Source organism: Actinomadura sp. 6N118, assembly GCF_044326415.1.
Taxonomy (GTDB): domain Bacteria; phylum Actinomycetota; class Actinomycetes; order Streptosporangiales; family Streptosporangiaceae; genus Spirillospora.
Window position 1 is genome coordinate 267485 of the sequence record NZ_JBIRAZ010000010.1, and the last position, 17418, is coordinate 284902.

Annotated in this window: 13 protein-coding genes and 1 pseudogene; 7 read left to right on the top strand and 7 right to left on the bottom strand. The window is 70.3% G+C overall.

The window, feature by feature from the left end:
* Window positions 1–145 precede the first annotated feature (145 nt).
* The 3 genes and pseudogenes from ACH34W_RS26675 to rho all read left to right on the top strand — a co-directional run.
* Window positions 146–2260, top strand: coding sequence for a PEP/pyruvate-binding domain-containing protein (locus tag ACH34W_RS26675; RefSeq protein ID WP_395963823.1), 2115 nt, complete (start codon window positions 146–148; stop codon window positions 2258–2260).
* On the top strand, window positions 2257–3255 hold the full coding sequence (locus ACH34W_RS26680; protein ID WP_395963824.1) for a hypothetical protein: 999 nt from the start codon (window positions 2257–2259) through the stop codon (window positions 3253–3255). The genes ACH34W_RS26675 and ACH34W_RS26680 overlap by 4 nt, the downstream gene beginning before the upstream one ends.
* Window positions 3256–3620: 365 nt before the next feature.
* Window positions 3621–4730 (top strand): annotated as a pseudogene (rho, locus tag ACH34W_RS26685) (transcription termination factor Rho); the annotation flags it as partial.
* Window positions 4731–4752: 22 nt separating this feature from the next.
* On the opposite strand, the gene ACH34W_RS26690 reads toward rho, so the two are convergent.
* The 3 genes from ACH34W_RS26690 to ACH34W_RS26700 are packed head-to-tail and all read right to left on the bottom strand — an operon-like array spanning window position 4753 to window position 8296.
* On the bottom strand, window positions 4753–6399 hold the full coding sequence (locus tag ACH34W_RS26690; protein WP_395963825.1) for a serine/threonine-protein kinase: 1647 nt from the start codon (window positions 6397–6399) through the stop codon (window positions 4753–4755).
* The gene (locus ACH34W_RS26695; protein ID WP_395963826.1) at window positions 6396–7439 is read right to left on the bottom strand and encodes a lysylphosphatidylglycerol synthase domain-containing protein; all 1044 of its coding nucleotides are present in this window, start codon (window positions 7437–7439) and stop codon (window positions 6396–6398) included. Before ACH34W_RS26695 ends, ACH34W_RS26690 begins: the two co-directional genes overlap by 4 nt.
* Window positions 7436–8296 (bottom strand): PIG-L family deacetylase, encoded by an 861-nt coding sequence (locus ACH34W_RS26700; protein ID WP_395963827.1) that lies wholly within the window; start codon window positions 8294–8296, stop codon window positions 7436–7438. The genes ACH34W_RS26695 and ACH34W_RS26700 overlap by 4 nt, the downstream gene beginning before the upstream one ends.
* 128 nt (window positions 8297–8424) lie before the next feature.
* Between ACH34W_RS26700 and ACH34W_RS26705 the strand changes: the two genes are divergently transcribed.
* Complete coding sequence (locus ACH34W_RS26705) at window positions 8425–9609, top strand: glycosyltransferase family 4 protein (RefSeq protein ID WP_395963828.1); 1185 nt, start codon at window positions 8425–8427, stop codon at window positions 9607–9609.
* On the opposite strand, the gene ACH34W_RS26710 is transcribed toward ACH34W_RS26705, so the two are convergent.
* Window positions 9567–11165 carry an acyl-CoA synthetase gene (locus ACH34W_RS26710; RefSeq protein ID WP_395963829.1) on the bottom strand — a complete coding sequence of 533 codons (1599 nt, stop codon included), beginning with the start codon at window positions 11163–11165 and terminating at the stop codon, window positions 9567–9569. The two genes, ACH34W_RS26705 and ACH34W_RS26710, sit on opposite strands and share 43 nt — an antisense overlap.
* A 312-nt stretch (window positions 11166–11477) precedes the next feature.
* On the opposite strand from ACH34W_RS26710, the gene sigE reads away from it, so the two are divergent.
* The gene (gene sigE / locus ACH34W_RS26715) at window positions 11478–12014 is read left to right on the top strand and encodes an RNA polymerase sigma factor SigE (protein ID WP_151559526.1); all 537 of its coding nucleotides are present in this window, start codon (window positions 11478–11480) and stop codon (window positions 12012–12014) included.
* 87 nt (window positions 12015–12101) lie between these two features.
* Window positions 12102–12701, top strand: coding sequence for a GDSL-type esterase/lipase family protein (locus tag ACH34W_RS26720; RefSeq protein ID WP_395963830.1), 600 nt, complete (start codon window positions 12102–12104; stop codon window positions 12699–12701).
* 243 nt (window positions 12702–12944) lie between these two features.
* On the opposite strand, the gene ACH34W_RS26725 is transcribed toward ACH34W_RS26720, so the two are convergent.
* Window positions 12945–14540, bottom strand: a complete 1596-nt coding sequence (locus tag ACH34W_RS26725; protein WP_395963831.1) for an acyl-CoA synthetase — start codon at window positions 14538–14540, stop codon at window positions 12945–12947.
* A 109-nt stretch (window positions 14541–14649) separates the two neighbouring features.
* Entirely contained in the window at window positions 14650–15267 is a 618-nt protein-coding gene (locus tag ACH34W_RS26730; RefSeq protein ID WP_395963832.1) for a TetR/AcrR family transcriptional regulator, read from the bottom strand.
* 134 nt (window positions 15268–15401) lie between these two features.
* Here ACH34W_RS26730 and ACH34W_RS26735 point away from each other — a divergent pair, with 134 nt between their 5' ends.
* Window positions 15402–15950 (top strand): YceI family protein, encoded by a 549-nt coding sequence (locus ACH34W_RS26735; protein WP_395963833.1) that lies wholly within the window; start codon window positions 15402–15404, stop codon window positions 15948–15950.
* A gap of 122 nt (window positions 15951–16072) precedes the next feature.
* On the opposite strand, the gene ACH34W_RS26740 is transcribed toward ACH34W_RS26735, so the two are convergent.
* Window positions 16073–17404 carry a sensor histidine kinase gene (locus ACH34W_RS26740; RefSeq protein ID WP_395963834.1) on the bottom strand — a complete coding sequence of 444 codons (1332 nt, stop codon included), beginning with the start codon at window positions 17402–17404 and terminating at the stop codon, window positions 16073–16075.
* Window positions 17405–17418 lie beyond the last annotated feature (14 nt).

Consider the following 17418-nt stretch of genomic DNA (forward strand, 5'->3'; position numbering starts at 1 on the left):
CAGGGATTCTCCGCCCTGGGGACGATGACACGCCACCCGACGTACACCCAGGGGTGAGATGTAAGACACCCCTTACGAGGGAGGAATTCATCGGGGGTTCGGCGGATTCTAAATGGACGGGCGGCCCCGAGGATCGGAGTTCGTGGTGCCACAAAGCACACGCGTCTTCTGGACCATTCAACTCGACGACGCCATGGCGTCCGCCGCCGACTGGGCCGGGGCCAAGGCCGCCAATCTCGCCCGTGCGGCGCGGCACGATCTGCCCGTACTGCCTGGGTTCGTCATCCCGGTGGGGAGCGACACCAAGAGCGCTGAAGCCGCAGGCGACCGCTGTCTGAACACCGGCGAGCTGCGCCAGGCCTGGGCGAAGCTGAGCCGTTGCGGTGAGATCCCGCTGGTCGTGCGTTCGTCCTCCACGATGGAGGACGGCGTGGTCTCCTCGATGGCCGGACGGTTCGTCTCGGTGCTCGACGTGACCGGCTGGGAACCGTTCCTGGACGCCGTCGGCGCGGTCCAGGAGTCGTCCACCGCCCCCGGCACGATGGCCGTGCTGGTCCAGCCGCAGCTGACGGCGGCGGCCGGTGGCGTGATGTTCGGCGCCGACCCGGTGGACGGCCGGACCGACCGCGTCATCGTCTCGGCGGTGCCCGGCGGGCCGCAGGCCCTGGTCGGCGGCGAGGTCAACGGCACCCGGTACGCGCTCACCCGGCGCGGCCGGGTCATCAGCGTCGAACGCGACGACGCCGGCCCCTCCTCCGGTGACACCGCCGAGGCGGATCAGGGGCCGCTGACCCGGATGCAATTGCGGGCACTGGCCCGGCTGGCGGCCAAGGCGGCGGGCGTCTTCGGCGGGCCGCAGGACGTGGAGTTCGCCTTCGACCACGACGGACGGCTCTGGTTGTTGCAGAGCCGTCCGGTGACCGCGCTCGCGCCCGTCCCGCCGCGACGGTCCACGCTGCTCGGTCCGGGGCCGGTCGCGGAGACGCTGCCCGATCCGCTCGCCCCGCTGGAGGAGGATCTCTGGCTCGCGCCTCTGAACCATGGCATCGGCGAGGCGCTGGCCATCGCCGGTGCGGTGTCCCGGCGTGCGCTGCGCAAGAGCCCGACCGTGCTCGCGGTCAGCGGACGGGCGGCGGCGGACCTGCAACGGCTGGGGGCCGTTCCGGGGCGCCGGTCCCGGCTGCGCCTGCTCAACCCGGTGTCCGCCGTACGGCGGCTATCGGTGGCCTGGCAGGTCGGACGGCTCCGCGCCGACCTACCGGACCTGGCGGTGCAGACGGCGGCGGCGGTGGACGCCGACCTGGCGGCCGTGCCGCCGCCCGCTGAGATCACCGATGCGCAGCTCATCGCGGCACTGCGCTGGACCCGGGCGACGCTCGCCGCCCTGCACGGACAGGAGGCGCTGGCGGGCTCCTTGCTCTCCGAGGGCACCGGCGGTGGCACTGACTCGGGCAGTGACTCAGGCAGTGCGGCCGCACAGGGGCTGGCCGCGCTGCATCGGGGACGCTCCGGGGGCCAGGACGACGCGCAACTCCTGGCCGCCGAACCCACCGTCCTCGCCCTGACCCCGCCCGCCATCACATCCGCGCCGCGCCTTCCGGCCGTGACCGCCGACCCGCTCACCCCGTCCGCCGTCGTCGTCGGAACGCTGCCACCGCGCGAGGTGCTGCGGCTGCGGATCCGCTGGGTGCAGGAACTGGGCGCGCGGCTCGCGTGGGCGGCGGGGCAGCGGCTCACGGCGTCGGGAGTGCTCTCGTCACCCGAGCTCGTCCGGACGCTGCGTTTCGACGAGCTCGAGAAGGCGCTCACCAGCGGCGCAACCATCGACCGCCGTCCCGCGCCGCCGCCGCGTTCCGCGCCGCTGCCTGCCGTCTTCCGGCTGGCGGGCGACCGGATCGTGGCGGAGGCCGCGCCGACAGGGGACGGGGCGCGTCCCGCGGGCGGCGGCCGGGGCTCCGGGCCGGTGCACTCCGGCCCGGACGCTCCCCCGGCAGGATCGGTCCTCGTCGTCGACACTCTCCGGCCGTCCCTCGCCGCCTCCCTGCCGAAGTTGGCCGGGCTGGTCGCCGAGACCGGCAGCCCGCTCTCCCACCTGGCGATCCTCGCGCGCGAGCTGAACGTCCCGACGGTCGTCGGCCTCCGCGGCGCGCTAGATCGTTTCCCGCCGGGCACCGATCTCCTGGTGGACGGCGACACCGGCCGGGTCGAGATCCTCGCGCTGGTCGCCGACCAGCGGCCGGACGAGGAGTCGGTGGCATGATCGGCACGACGGTGAAAGGCAGCACGCGCCTGATCTACGCCGGATTGGGCGCGATGGTCGTCTTCACCGGCGGCTATGTCGTGGTCTATCTGGCGCGCTGGGAGTGGCAGCGCGCCCTGATGGCAGGCGAGCTCCTGCTGATCAGCCTGGTCGTGTTGCTCGCGGTCGCGGGCGCGCACCGGCTGGCGCGGCTGGAGCAACGCCTGAGCCGGCTGATCGAGAACGCGCAGGGCCGGCCCGCGCCCCCCGGCGTCCAGGGGCCCCACCTGTCCGCCGTGCCGTCGCCCCGGGATGCCGAACGGCCCTACGCGGCGGGTGAGGAGGCGGCTGGGACGCCGAGCTTCCGGTGGCTGGAGCCGGAGTCCGGGTCGTACAAGGTCTTCATCCCGGTGCTGCTCGGCGCGGGGATCGTGGTCTCCGGCCTCGCGGCGCTCGTGGAACGCGTGGCGACGGCGCTCGGCGGCTCCTCCCGCCGGGCCGCCGCCGAGCCCGGGGCGGCGTTCGGGCAGGTACGGGCACCGGCGTCCCTCACCCTTCCGCCGGGCGGCGTCCTCGCGGGCGCACCGGACCTGTCGCCCCCGCCCGGCCCTGACCGCCGCCGCCAGCTCAAGGTGGCGGCGGGTTCGCTGGCGGTCCTCGCGGTCGCCGCGCTGGTGATCGTCGAGATGGCTGAACATACGCAGGACCGGCCGGACTCACCCGTCAACGCCGCCGCCAGCACGCTGGTCATTGAGGCCAGCACGCACGGCCCCACCGGAGCCGCCACCGTCGACCCGCTGGCCACACGGCTGTGGGAGTACTGCCGGGGCTCGACCAGGCCGTACCTGGACAAGGGCGGCCTCGCGCCGCTCGGCGACCGGCAGTACGCCATCGTCGTGAGGCCCGCGCTGGGCGAGCACGCGCTGCGGCGGCTGCGCGGGTGCCTGGAGGACGCGGTGATCGACCACGGCTCGTTCCGCGTCGTCTCCGTCCAGCCCGAGCCCACCGACGACTGATCGACCGGCTGCGTCGGATCGACCGGCTGCGTCGGGCCGACATGAACCACATCACGACACCGGGGAATGCGCGACGACCACATTGTGCTGTACTGTCGACGTAACACCTTCGTGATCCGTTACACGTTGAACGAAGAAGCGAAGGCGTTCCTTCCCCGCCCGGGCCATCTGAGTGCCCGGAGATGCGAGAGTTCCCCATTCATCATCGCCCAGGGATCCATTCCAGGCCTTGGGCCTCCGCAGGGACACACATGCCCAACAGCACCACGATCACGGCCGAGCGCTCCAAGCAGGCAACCAAGACTCAAGCCACCCAGGCTCGGCCCACCAGGGCTCAGCCCACCACGACCCAACCCACCACGACCGACGATCTGGTCATCCCCTTCCACGGCATCCTCGCCGTCGAGGACAAGCACGCGTTCGTGCGGACCAGCGGCTACCTGTCCGGTCCGGACGACGTCCACGTGTCGATCGCCCAGATCAAGGCGAGCGGCCTGCGCCCCGGTGACGCCGTCGCCGGCACCGCACGGCCCCCGCGGTCGGGCCGGGAGAAGTACAACGCCCTGGTCCACGTCGAGACGATCAACGGCATCACGCCCAAGGAGGCGGCCGGCCGGCCCGAGTTCGGCAAGCTGACCCCGCTGTTCCCGAATGAGCGGCTGCGGCTGGACACCGGCCCCATGGCGACCCGCGTCATCGATCTTGTCTCGCCGATCGGCAAGGGCCAGCGCGGCCTCATCGTGTCGCCGCCGAAGGTCGGCAAGACGATGGTCCTGCAGGCGCTCGCCAACTCCATCGCCGAGAACAACCCCGAGTGCCACCTCATGGTCGTCCTCATCGACGAGCGGCCGGAGGAGGTCACCGACATGCAGCGGACCGTCCGCGGCGAGGTCATCCACTCGACCTTCGACAAGCCCGCGCACATGCACACGGCACTGGCCGAGCTGGCCGTCGAACGGGCCAAGCGCCTGGTCGAGCACGGCCACGACGTGGTCATGCTGCTCGACTCCATCACCCGACTCGGCCGGGCCTACAACCTCGCGGCGCCCACCAGCAGCCGCATCCTGGCGGGCGGTGTGGCGGCAACCGCCATCTACCCGCCCAAGAAGTTCTTCGGCGCCGCCCGCAACATCGAGAACGGCGGCTCTTTGACCATCCTGGCCACCGCCCTCGTCGAGACCGGTTCGCGCATGGACGACGTGTTCTTCGAGGAGTACAAGGGCACCGGCAACATGGAGCTCAAGCTCGACCGTGGCCTGGCAGACAAGCGGGTCTTCCCCGCGGTCGACCTCGACGCCTCCGGCACCCGCCGCGACGAGCTGCTGATGTCCCCCGAGGAACTGGCCCTCAACTGGCGGCTCCGCCGCGTTCTCCAAGGTCTCGAACGGCAGCAGGCCATCGAGGTGCTCCTGGACAAGATGAAGGGCACCTCGTCCAACGCCGAGTTCCTGCTCAAGGTGCAGCAGACCACCTGAGCCGCCGCGCGATCACACTCGTTCACCCTCGTTCACCACGACGGCTTCTGCTGCGGACTCGGCGTCGCGATCGCTCGGGCCGGAAGCTCTGGAGGATCTCGTCGTACTGCCGCTGCCCAGGTGTCCAGCGGGCATCGGATGCGAAGAAGTAGAACTCATAGCCGGCCATGCGGCTGCGCAGGCCGTGCCGGTCCTTCTCCCAGGTGAATTCCCACTCCGCGCCGCCCTTCGAGAGCCCGGGCACGGGCTCCAGGCGCAGCCTCCGGTAGCCGGGATACGACCGTTCGTTGGCCTCTCTGCGTTCGGCCGCCCGGAGCCCGTCTAGCGCGTCGCCGCTCACCGGGGAAATGCGCAGGCCTTGCCGCGTTCCGGGGTCCGTCCACTGAACGCCCGCCGGCAACCGTTCGCGCTTCCAGCCTGACGGCACCTCCACCGAGTAGCCGTCCGACTCGTGGTACTTGACGCTCGTGCCCGCCGGGACACCGGGGCCGGGCCGTAGCAACGCCATGGCGGCGCTCTGGCCCACCGAGTTCCATCGCGCGGTCCAGGCACCCATCGCGCCGACGAGCAAGGCCATCATGGCCACACTGACGACCATGCTCATCCTGGAGCGGTCGGCCGCCGTCATCATCGTGAGTGCTTCGCGCCAGAACGAAGCCTCCTCGCTGGATCTCTCCGCTGCCCCGCCGATCTTCGCGGCCGCCGCAGCCCCAGCGACCCCAGCTGCCTCCGCAGCCGCCGCTGCGGCAGCCGCGGCTCTCTCGGGCGCCGTCTCCTGTGCGCATCCGGAGAGCAGGATGCCGGTCAGCCGGCATGAGGTCTCGGCCAACGAGAGCCGGTCATCGGGATCCTGACGCAGCAGCCCGTCTATCACCGGTGCGAGCGGTCCGGCCCGCACGGGCGGTGCGTACTCCCCGATGAGCACCGCGACCATCGAGGCCAGCGCATGGCGGCGCAGGAAGGGAGAACGGCCCTCGACGGCGGCGTAGAGCGTCGCGCCCAGCGACCACAGGTCGGACGCCTCGACGCTCGGCTCGCCCCGCACCCGCTCGGGTGACAGGTACGCGGGCGACCCCTCGATCCCGGCGACGATCGTGTCCGCGATCTCGCGGCCTTCCTGCATCTGCACGGCCAACCCGAAGTCGGTGAGCAGGACGCGGCCGTCCTTGCAGACGAGCACGTTGCTGGGCTTCACGTCACGGTGCAGGATGCCGGCCCCATGCGCGACACGCAGCACACCGAGGACCGCCACGCCGATCTCGGCGGCGCGGTGCGGGGCGACCGGGCCGTCCTCGGCAATGATCTGGTGCAACGACCGGGCCTGGAGGAACTCCATGACGATCCAGGGACGGCCGTCCTCGATGACGAGGTCGTGGACGGCCACCACGCCCGGGTGCCGCAGCGCCGCCGTGGCGCGGGCCTCCTCGATGAGGCGGCGGCACAACACGCGGCGTTCGCCGATGGTCAGGCGTTCGGGCAGGTGTACTTCCTTGACGGCCACGTCGCGGTCGAGCATCTCGTCATGGGCGCGCCAGACAGTCCCCATTCCTCCGCTGCCCATCACTGAGAGCATCCGATACCGCTGCGTGAGGGGTATCATCCGTTCTCTCCCCATGGGGTGGTTATGCGCAGGATGCACCCCAAGCCACACTCGCCACGGCGGAATCATTTCTTGACTAATGTCCAACTTGGCGAAGAAGGGCCGCTTTTCTTCAGCCGGCTCCGCAATGACCAGCCTGCCCAGGCAAGGCCACCTGCAGGTATTTCGATCGCATACGTGTAGAAGCAGTAAAGAATGGTCGCCGTGGCGGCGGGCGCCGCCGGCACGCCGAAATGCACGAGCAGCGCGGCCGTGCCGGTCTCGCTGATGCCTGCCCCGCTCGGCGTGATGACGGCGGTGGTGAGCATCCGGTTGATGGCGAAGACGGCGACGACCTCGGCAAGCCCTATCTCTGCCGCCACCGCGCAGAGGCAGCCTTTCAAGAGCAGCGCCTGCAACAGCAAGTAGGCCGCCATGCCGGCGGTGAGTCCCTGCCAGCCCCCGCGCAGCACGCCGACGGTCTTGTTGCGCATGTCGAGCATCGCGCCGTCCACGCGTGACGTCAGCCCCCGCAGCCGCAGGGGCAGTCGTAGCACGACGCCACGCAGCCAGCGGTCCACCGCACGCGCCGCCACCTCGGAGCGGAGGGCGAGCACGAGCAGGCCGACGATGCCGACCAACGCGCCGGCGGCGAACGCCGCCATCGCGGCCAGCCGCCGGTCAGGCAGTTCGCCCGCGATCAGCAGCGCTGCTATGCCCACCGCGGGGAGCAGCAGCCGCGACAGGACGTTCCAGACGCCGGTGACGAGCGTGGACACCGCGATCGCCGCGTTACGGTGCCCCCAGCCGCGGGCCATGGCGAACGTGACGGCGACCCCGGCCGCGCCGCCGAAGGGGAGCAGGTTGCTCACCGCGCTGCCGACGGCGTTCAGCATGAACGCATGCCGGTGCGTCAGGCCCGGCAGCGAGGACGTGAGCACGAACGTGTAGGCCGAGAGCCCGGCCAGCCACAGCAGGGTCAGCAGGGCGATCTCCATGGTGCTGAGACGGCCGAACTCAGTGACGATCTCCTCCCAGTTCACCCCGACCACGTAGGGAAGGGCGATCAGGAGTGCCGCGGCGCCGAGGAGCGAGACGGCGGAGAGAACGAGTCTCGCCTGTTTGCTCACCCGTCGGCCATCTCGCCGCACACGGGGACGTTGGGCTCGGAGACCGGACAGGAACCCGGCTGCGTTGCGGGCCAGGCTTGGAGCGGATGGCCGAGCACGATGCCGTGTGACAGATCCCTGCGTACGTACCACTCGGTGCCGAGTGCGCGCCGGAACAGCGCCCGCGGCAGCTTGAGCAACGCCGCCAGCGTCCGGATTGAGTCGCCGCCTGTGGCCTGGGTGGCGTGCGCTTCCATCGCGGCGCGCTTGGCCTCCGCATATGCCGCGACCTTGACGCGATGCGTGATCTGGTAACCCGGCACGTAGGTGCTCTCGAAGCTCCGTACGTCCAGCGTGCGAGGCGCCAGTCGCAGCCGTGCGAGTGGCCGGAGGACGCGCAGCAACAGGTCACGATCGACGGTCGCCTCCAGGACCACCGGCGTCTCGGCCAGCCGCGCCGCCTCGACGCCGACACGGTGCACCTGGACGTGGTCGGGATGCCCATAGCCCCCAGCCGGGTCGTAGATGGTGAGAAGGTCTGCATGTTCCTGGCAGAGCAGTTCGGCGAGCCTGGCGGCGGCCTCAGCCACGTTCGCGCTCGCGAAGCCGCCTGGCGCGTTCCCGTCCAGCCCAGAGTCCTTGTAACCGAGGAACACCACTCTGGCGCAGCCAAGCGCGCGCGCCGCCGCGTGCAGTTCGCCTGTACGGACCTCACCGAGCGAACGCTCGTCGCCATCCGCCGCGAGACCCCGTTCTCCCGCCGTGGCGACCACGAGCACGGTGCGATGCCCCTCGGCCGCGAGCCGGGCCATCGTGCCCGCCGTGAGAAGCGCCTCGTCGTCGGGATGGGCATGGAAGAAGACACAGGTCCGTCGCACGGAATCAGGATTCCCTGAACGACTTGAAGATCAGGCCTGTGTTCGGTCAAACCTGAACCACTTGGACGGTGCGGGCCGTGTCCGGAGCCCGCCGCGACCAACACTTCGGTGGGGTGAGGATTCTCCACGTGAGCGACTGCTTCCTGCCCCGGCTGGGCGGCATCGAGGTGCAGGTCGACGAGCTGGCCCGGGCGCAGCTCACCGCCGACCACGACGTCTCGATCGCCACCGCGACCCCGTGCCGCACGCCCTTGCCAGGGGACGAAGCCTTCGCGGTCGGGGGTCCGTTCTCGGCAGGCCGGTCGTGCGTGGATCGGCCGCCTATCGGTCGGGCGCCTGTGGATCAGCCGCCTGTGGATCGGCTCGTCACGCCGATGCCCTGGGAGCTTCCGGTCGGCCGATCGCTCCGTCCCGTGCTGGAGGATCGCAAGCCGGACGTCGTGCACGTCCACGCCGGTGCGGTCTCGCCGTTCGCCTGGCGGGCGGTCCTGCAGGCCAGGCGCGAGGCAGTGCCCGTCGTGCTCACCGTCCACAGCCTGTGGGGTCCGGCCAGCCGCGGCGTCTACCGCGGGCTGTTCGCGAGCTGGGCGCGGAACACCGGCGGCCTGGTCGTGACCGCGGTGAGCGAGGCCGCCGCCGCGCCGATCCGCCAGGTCGTGGGCGGCAGGCTGCCCGTCCGGGTCGTGGCGAACGGGATCGACGCCTCGCATTGGCACGACTTCGCCCACGTGCCGATGCGGCTCCGGCCGGCCGGCCATCCGCTGCACGTGGTCGCGGTCGGCCGGCTGGCGCCGCGCAAGGAGCCGATGAACCTGCTGCGGCTGCTGCGCGAGGTCGGCGCCGTCGCGCCGATCCGCGCGACGATCGTCGGTGACGGCCCTGCGCGCGGCAGGGTGGAGCGCTACCTGCGCCGCCACGGGATGTCCGGGTGGGTGCGGCTCACAGGCCGGCTGGACCGTTCCGCGATACGGGTCGTCCTGGCCCGGGCCGACGTCTTCGTGGCGCCGGCGGCACGCGAGTCGTTCGGGCTGGCCGCGCTGGAGGCGCGGCTCGCGGGCCTGCCGGTGGTCGCGCAGGCGGGCAGCGGCGTCGCCGACTTCGTGGAGTCCGGCCGGGAGGGACTCCTCGGCCGGACGTTCCCGGAGATGGCGGCGGCGCTGCTGCGGCTGGCCGATGACCACCGGCTACGGCACCGGATCACCGCGCACAACCGGGCCACCGAGCCCGTACGGTGCACGTGGCCCGCCGTACTGGAGGCCTTTGACGGGTGTTACGAGCTAGCGTCGGCGAAGACGCCCTTGGCCCACTTGTAGTCGGACTTGCCGACGGCGGTGCGCTGCACCTCGTCGACCAGGCGGATCTGGCGCGGCAGCTTGTAGCCCGCCAGTCGCCCGCGAAGGAAGCCGGTGAGATCTTCGAGTGTCGGGCTCGTTCCCGGACGCGGCGCGATCACCGCTGAGACCCGCTGGCCGAAACGTTCGTCCGGCAGGCCGACGACGACCACGTCATAGACATCGGGGTGATCCTTCAGGGCCACCTCGACCTCTTCGGGGTAGACCTTCTCGCCACCGGTGTTGATCACCAGCGAGCCGCGGCCGAGCAGGGTGATCGTCCCGTCCTCCTCCAGCGTGGCGAAGTCGCCCGGCACCGACCAGCGGGTTCCCTCGGCGTCGGTGAAGAACGTGGTGGCCGTCTTCTCGGGGTCGTTGTAGTAACCGATCGGGATGTGCCCGCGGCGAGCCAGCTTGCCGATCTCACCGGGAGCGGCAGGCTTGAGGTCCTCGTCGAGAACGCTGACCTCCGGCTTCATCATGAACCGGGCCGTGCCTTCCTTGCCCCCGACCGAGGGGCCGGTGGTACCGGTCTCCGAGGCCCCGTAGTTGTCGAGGAACATGACGTTCGGCATGTGGACCTTCAGGGCGTCCTTGGCGCTCTCGGTGAGCGGCGCGCCGCCGGAGGCGATCGCGAAGAGCGAGGACGTGTCGTACGAGCCGTCGGCGAGCTCCTTGGCGACCGGACGCGCCATCACGTCGCCGACCAGCATCATGACGTTCGCCTGCTCCTCCTCCAGGAGGCTCAGCGCCTTGGCCGGGTCGAAGGCGTGGTCGGTGTAGAGCACGATCTTGGCCCCGCTGAAGAGACCCATGAACGCGGCCCATTGGCCGGCGCCGTGCATGACGGGCGCACAGTCGAGCACGGCCATCGGCGGCTGTTCGGCGTTCTTGGCGATTGTGTCGGGACTATCGATCGGGTCACCCAGGGCGTTCCCTCCGCCGAGGGCTCCGAAGAAGATGTCCTCGCAGCGCCACTCGACGCCTTTGGGATGGCCCGTGGTGCCGCCCGTGTACATGATGTAGCGGTCGTCGTTCGAACGCTCCGGAAAGTCGTCCTGCGGGGACGCCTCCGACAACGCCTTCTCGTACTCGACCGCGCCCGGGATCTCGGCCGGGATCTTGGCCGTGGAGTCGTCCTCGATCACGATCACGTGCCGCAACCTCGGCAGGTCACCCCGGATCTCCTCGACCTTGGCCAGCAGCGAGCGCTCCCCGATGAGCGCGACCGAGTCGGAGTCGGACAGGAGGTGGTGGAGCTCGGCGGCCACGTACCGGAAGTTCACCGGGATCGGCACCGCCCGGATCTTGAAGACGCCGAGCATGCTCTCGATCCACTCGGCCCGGTTGTAGGCGAGGATCGCGACATGCTCGTCCGGCTGGACTCCGGCCGCCGCCAGATGGTGGCCGACGCGGCTGGCCCGCTCGTTCAGTTCCTTGTAGGTGCGGCGTTCGCCCCCCGCCACCAGGGCGGGACGGTCAGGGCCGGCCTCGGCCAGGATCTCGATCAGGTCGGCCAGATTGTAGCTACGCGCCATGCCACTGCCTCGCGTTTCGGGGGTGGGGGTGCAGTCCCCCGATAATCGTCACCCGGCTGGGCGCCCGCCACGTCCGATCCGCGAAAGCAATGTGGCATCTGTCACGCCGAAAACCCGGGGGACCCAGGTGGCCACCAGGTGATCCGCCGGTGAATCCCCAGGTGAACCGGCCGCAGGCGGGATCCGTATCACGGTAGGTAAGCGCCGGTTCTGGCCAGCAAGGATCGTTCTTACACGGCTCTTATCCGGGTACCGGCATGCTGTGCCGTAACGATTTCGTATCAGACGGGGGTAGTGGTGAGCGCAGGCGCTATGGCGTGGACGCCTCCGACATGGGAGGAGATCGTCAGCGAGCACTCGACTCGGGTGTTCCGGCTGGCGTACCGCCTCACGGGCAACCGGCACGACGCCGAAGACCTGACCCAGGACGTCTTCGTCCGGGTCTTCCGATCCTTGTCCTCCTACAGTCCCGGCACGTTCGAGGGCTGGCTGCACCGGATCACCACGAACCTGTTCCTCGACCGGGCCCGCCGCAAGGCACGGATCCGCTTCGACGCGCTGGGCGACGACGCCGCCGAGCGCCTTCAGGGACGCGAGCCCAGCCCGGCGCAGGCCTACGACGAAAACCATCTGGACGCCGACATCCAGGCCGCGCTGGACGCCCTCGCGCCCGAATACCGCGCCGCCGTCGTCCTGTGCGACATCGAAGGCCTCACGTACGAGGAGATCGCCGCGTCCCTCGGGGTCAAGCTCGGCACCGTCCGCAGCCGCATCCACCGTGGCCGCGCCCAGCTCCGCGCCGCGCTGGAGCACCGCCGCCCGGCCCACGAGACGATCCCCGTCACCTGATTACCAGTCCAGGCGGCTGACCTTGCCAGAGGGCGTCCAGAGGACGAGTGTCATGAGAAGGCACCCTTCTGGGACGGGAGGCCGACCATGGCCTGGCCGATCTACGTGGCGCTGGGTGACGGGCTCGGCGCCGGACGAAACGATCTCGACTGGCCCGCACGCCTGGCCCGGACGCTCGCCGAACGAACCGGCCGCGCCTGCGCGCTGACCGACCTCAGCGCCGACGGGGCGACGGTGACGGACATCATCGACGCCCAGTTCCCCGCCGTTCCGGCGCGCCGGCCCGATCTGATCAGCATCACCGTCGGCATGACCGACGTCCAGGATCCGGAGTTCGAGGAGTGCCGTTTCAGCAGCGACGTGAAGTGGCTGTTCGACGGGCTCGCCGCGATGTCGGCCACACTGATCACCTGCACCCTGCCCGACATCGCCGAACGGCTCCACATTCCGGCGGTGCTCGTCCCCATGGTCCAGGACCGGATGCGCCTGGCCGGTGAGGCCATACGGGCCGAGGCGGCGGCGCACGACGCGCTGTGCGTCGACGTATGGGCCCTGCCAGGCATGGCCGACCCCGCCAACTACGGCGAGGGCCGGCCACACCTCAGCTCGCGCGGCCATCAATTCCTGGCCGACACCTTCGCCGACCTGATGACGGATAAGGGCGTGTCTCAAAGTCGGCGCCCGTAGCGAGCGGTGGTCAGGTGCGTGCATCGCGGGGGCGGAGGAGGGAGTCGGCCCGGGTTTGGCCGTCGACCGACGACAACCCCGCGAGGTGCGTGCCTGGGCGTCGCGCAGTAGGGCAGCTGACTTTGAGACGCGCCCTAACCCGCTGCGGGACCGGCGAGCCCCACCGTCGTCAGTTCGCGATCCGCGCCAGGCCGTCCTTGATCGCTCCATGCCCCGAGGTCCTCGGGGTTCATCTTCGGCTGGTCACTCATCGCCACAGACGCGCTTCGCCCAGCGGTAGTCGGCCTTGCCCGCGGGAGACCGCTTCACCTCGTCCACGATCTGGATGTCGCGCGGGACCTTGTACCCGGCGAGCGTTTTGCGGCTGTGCGCGATCAACTCGTCGACCGGGACCGTCTCGCTCAAGGAGACGACGGCGGCCACCCGTGAACCCAGCCGTTCATCCTTCACGCCGACCACGAGCGCGTCGTACACGGCCGGATGCGCCTTGAGCGTCGCCTCGACCTCCTCCACGAAGACCTTCTCGCCGCCGGTGTTGATAACGAGCGAACCCCGGCCGAGCAGCAGGATCGCCCCGTCCTCGTCCATCCGCGCCATGTCACCCTGCAACGCCCAGCGGGTGCCCTCGTCGTCGATGACGAAGGTCTTGGCGGTCTTGTCCGCGTCGTTCCAGTAACCCAGCGGGATACGGCCCGTACGGGCCACGACTCCGATCTCGTCCGAGCCGGGCGGGATCCGCCGTAGCGAGGCGTCCAGCACCGCCACGTTCCCGTCGCGCGGCATGAAGCGCGGCGACCCGTCCGCCGCCGGCTCGACCGCCTGGCTGAACGCACCGGTCTCCGAGCCGCCGAACGCGTCGAGGATCATCATCAGGGACGGGACGGCCTCGTGCAGCCTGGCCTTGACGTCGGGTGACGTGACCGACCCGCCGGTGGCGATGATCAGGAGAGAGGAAAGGTCATAGACGCCGGGGGCATCCGCCAGGAGGTCGGCGATCGGCCGGGCCATCGCGTCCCCGACGAGCAGCAGCACCTGCGCCTTCTCGGCCGCGGCGACCGACAACACCCGTTCCGGCACGAACCTGCGTTCCGACCACAACACGACCGTTGATCCCGCCGTGAGCGAGGCCCATGCCACCCACATGCCCGCGCCATGCATCATGGGCGCGCACACCATCGTGGTGAGGCCGCCGTCCTTGGCCTTGCCGGCGAGCTCCTCCGGGGAGGAGACCGGATCCCCGAGCATGTTCCCGCCGCCCATCGCGGCGATGAAGATGTCCTCGCAGCGCCACATGACGCCCTTGGGCATGCCGGTCGTACCGCCGGTGTAGAGCAGGTAGAGGTCGTCACTCGATCGTTTGGCGAAGTCACGCGCGTCCGAGGCGCCCGCCAGCGCCTCCTCGTACACGACCGCGTCCGGCACCTCGTCGTCCGACCCGTCCTCGATCACCATGACATGCCGCAGATCCGCCAGTTTGCCCCTGGCCTCGCCCAGCCGCGCGATGAGCGAGCGCTCGCCCACCAGCGCGACCGAGTTCGAGTCGGCGATCACATAGGCCAGCTCGTCCGCCGTGTAGCGGTAGTTGACGTTGACCGGCACCGCACGGATCTTCCAGGCCGCGATCTGCGTCTCCAGCCACTCGGCCCGGTTGTAGGCGAGGATCGAGACGTGATCGCCAGGCCCCACGCCCGCCGCCGCCAGATGATGCGCAACCCGATTGGCGCGCTCATCGAGCTCCCGGTACGTCAGCCGCGACTCACCCGCCACGAGCGCGAGCTTGCCGGGCACCGAATCGGCCACGATCTCGAACAGGTCGGCCAGGTTGAAGCTGCGAGACATCCGTCCTCCGGGGCGCCGCTCATGAGACTCGACAGACAGAAACATACAATCTTGACTGTTTATTAGACAGTCCTAGCGTCGCGCCCATCGACCAGGAAAGGCAACCGCGTTAGGCGATGTGGCGTTCGGCTATCAGGCGGAGGCGGGACTTCGTTCTCAGCCAGCGCTCGCGGGTGCGTTCGGGCGAGGTCGGGTGGACGAACTGGAGGAGGCGCAGGCCGCGGATGGTCTCCAGCATGAGATAGATGTCGCCGCGGAACTCGGCGTCGTCCACGCGGTCGCCCAGGAGGCGGCGGCCCAGGTCGAAGATGCCCGCGGTGACCGTGCGTTCCAGCGCGGCGACGTGGGGGCGCATCTCGGGATCGGTGCGTGCCGCGATCCACAGCTCCATGGAGGCCTCGAAGAGGGGACCCTGGTGGACCTCCCAGACCAGATCGAGGGCCTCGCCGACGCCGTCCTCCGCGGCCTGGAGGCGGCCGAGGTCCTGCTCGATGAACTGGTCGGCGCGCTTGCGGGCCAGATGCTCGACGGCCGCGAGGACCAGGTCGTTCTTGGTCGGGAAGTGGTGCACCTGCGCGCCGCGGGACACCCCGGCACGTTCGACCACACGGGTGGTGGTGGTGCCGTGGTAGCCGTGCTCAACCAGGCAGTCGATCGTGGCGTCGAGCAGGGCCTTGCGGGTGGCCGCAGTGCGTTCCTCCTGCGTACGCCGCGTCTGCGTGGACATGCCGGAAGTGTAGCCAGCAAAACAAACAGTACGCGCTGTATGTAGGTGTCCGGCTTCGGCGCTTGACATTCGTTTGAAGTCTCAACTAACCTCGGGCTTGTTGTTGAAACTTCAAGAACTAGCGGGAGATAGCCATGAGCCTCACCACCGTTGCCAAGGAACTGACCGTCGGCACCTGGAACATCGACCCCGCCCACTCCGAGGTGACCTTCACGATCCGCCACCTCATGTCCAAGGTACGCGGCAGCTTCACCGAGTTCTCCGGCGCCGTCGAGGTGGCCGAGAACCCCGCCGACTCCACGGCCACCGCGGAGATCAAGCTCGCGTCCATCGACACCCGCAACGCCGACCGCGACGCCCACGTGCGCACCGCTGACGTTCTCGACGTCGAGAACCACCCCACGATGACGTTCGTCACCAAGGGCGTGCGCGCCGAGGGCGGGGACTACCTCGTCGACGGCGAGCTGACGATCAAGGACGTCACCAAGCCCGTCACCCTTGAGCTCGAGTTCAACGGCGTGGGCGAGGACCCGTGGGGCGGCACCCGCGCCGGCTTCTCCGCCAACACCACGATCAACCGCAAGGACTGGGGCATCGAGTTCAACATCCCGCTGGCGGGCGACAAGGCCCTGCTCGGCGACAAGGTCGACATCCAGCTCGAGGTCCAGGCCGTTCGCGCCTGACCTGTGCACATCTGATGCGCATCCGATCAATGCGCGCCTGACCAGCACGCTTCGAAAGGGCCGTCCACACCCTGTGGACGGCCCTTCGCGTGTCGGCCCTTCGCGTGTCGGCCGATCGTGGGTCAGCCCAGGGGGAGGCGGAGCACGAAGCGGGCACCCCTCGGGGAGGCTTCGAGGTCCAGGACGCCGCCGTGCGCCTGCGCGATCTCGCGGGCGATGGCCAGGCCCAGGCCGGTGCCACCGGCGCCGCGGCTGCGTGCGCTGTCGAGGCGGGTGAAGCGTTCGAAGATCCGCTCGCGGTCGCCGGGGTCGATGCCGGCGCCGTCGTCGGTGACCATGAGGACGGCTTCGGACGCCTCGCTGCGCACCTCGATCTCGACGCGTTTGTCCGCGTAGCGCTCGGCGTTGTCGAGAAGGTTGCCCAGGAGCCGGACCAGCTGCATGCGTACGCCGCGTACCTGCGCGTCCGGGTCCAGGCGGGTGCAGACCAGCAGGCTTGAGCCGCGCTGGCGGACCTCGGTGCCGACCAGGGCGGCCAGGTCGATCTCCTCATGGGCGGTGGTGCCGCCGGTGCCGATGCGGGCGAGGAGCAGGAGGTCGGTGACGATCGACTCCAGCCGATCGGTGTCGCGCAGGGCGGAACGGACCGCGTCGTCCAGGTCGGTGTCGTCGGGGTGCATCGCGGCGTCCTCAAGGTTGGCGCGCAGCCCGGCGATGGGCGTCCGGAGCTCGTGGGACGCGTCCGAGGCGAACTGACGCTGCCGCTCCACCGCGCGTTCGAGCCGGTCCAGCGTCTGGTTGGCGGTCCGGGCCAGCTCGGCGATCTCCCCGTCGCCGGCGGGTTCCGGCACGCGGCGGGACAGGTCGCTGCCGCTGATCTCGGCGAGCTGGGCGCGGATCGCCTCGACCGGCCGGAGGGTACGGCCCACGATCCGCCAGGTGACCCAGGCCGAGAGGGCGGACAAGAGCAGCACGCCGAGGCCGAGCAGCACCTCGAGGAGCCCCGAGGCGATGAACCCGGGCATCGGCGTCCCGGCGTAGACCACGACCGAGTCGGGCGCGGTCGTGACCCGGATGGCCTCGATCATCATGCAGCGGTCGTCGTCGCATTCGACCCAGTCGTGAACACGCTCCTGGACCGTCGGCCACCGGGTGCTCAACGGCGGCAGGCCCGCGGCGGCGGGGGTCGAGTCCAGCACGCGGCCGCCCGGGCCGACGACCTGGATCAGGATGCGGCCGCCCGAGTCGTCCGGGATCGGGCTGGTCAGCGTCCCGTCACGCACGCTGGCACTGACACGGCGGGCGGCGAGCTGCGTCTCCTGGAGGATGCGCGCCTCCGTGCCGCTCCGGATGCCCAGATCGATCGCGACGGCGACGCCGCCGAAGACCAGCAGGGCGAGTACGGCGGCGACAAGGGTGTCCCGCGCCCTGATCGACCGTGGCCGCAGCCGCATCCGTCCCCCGCTCC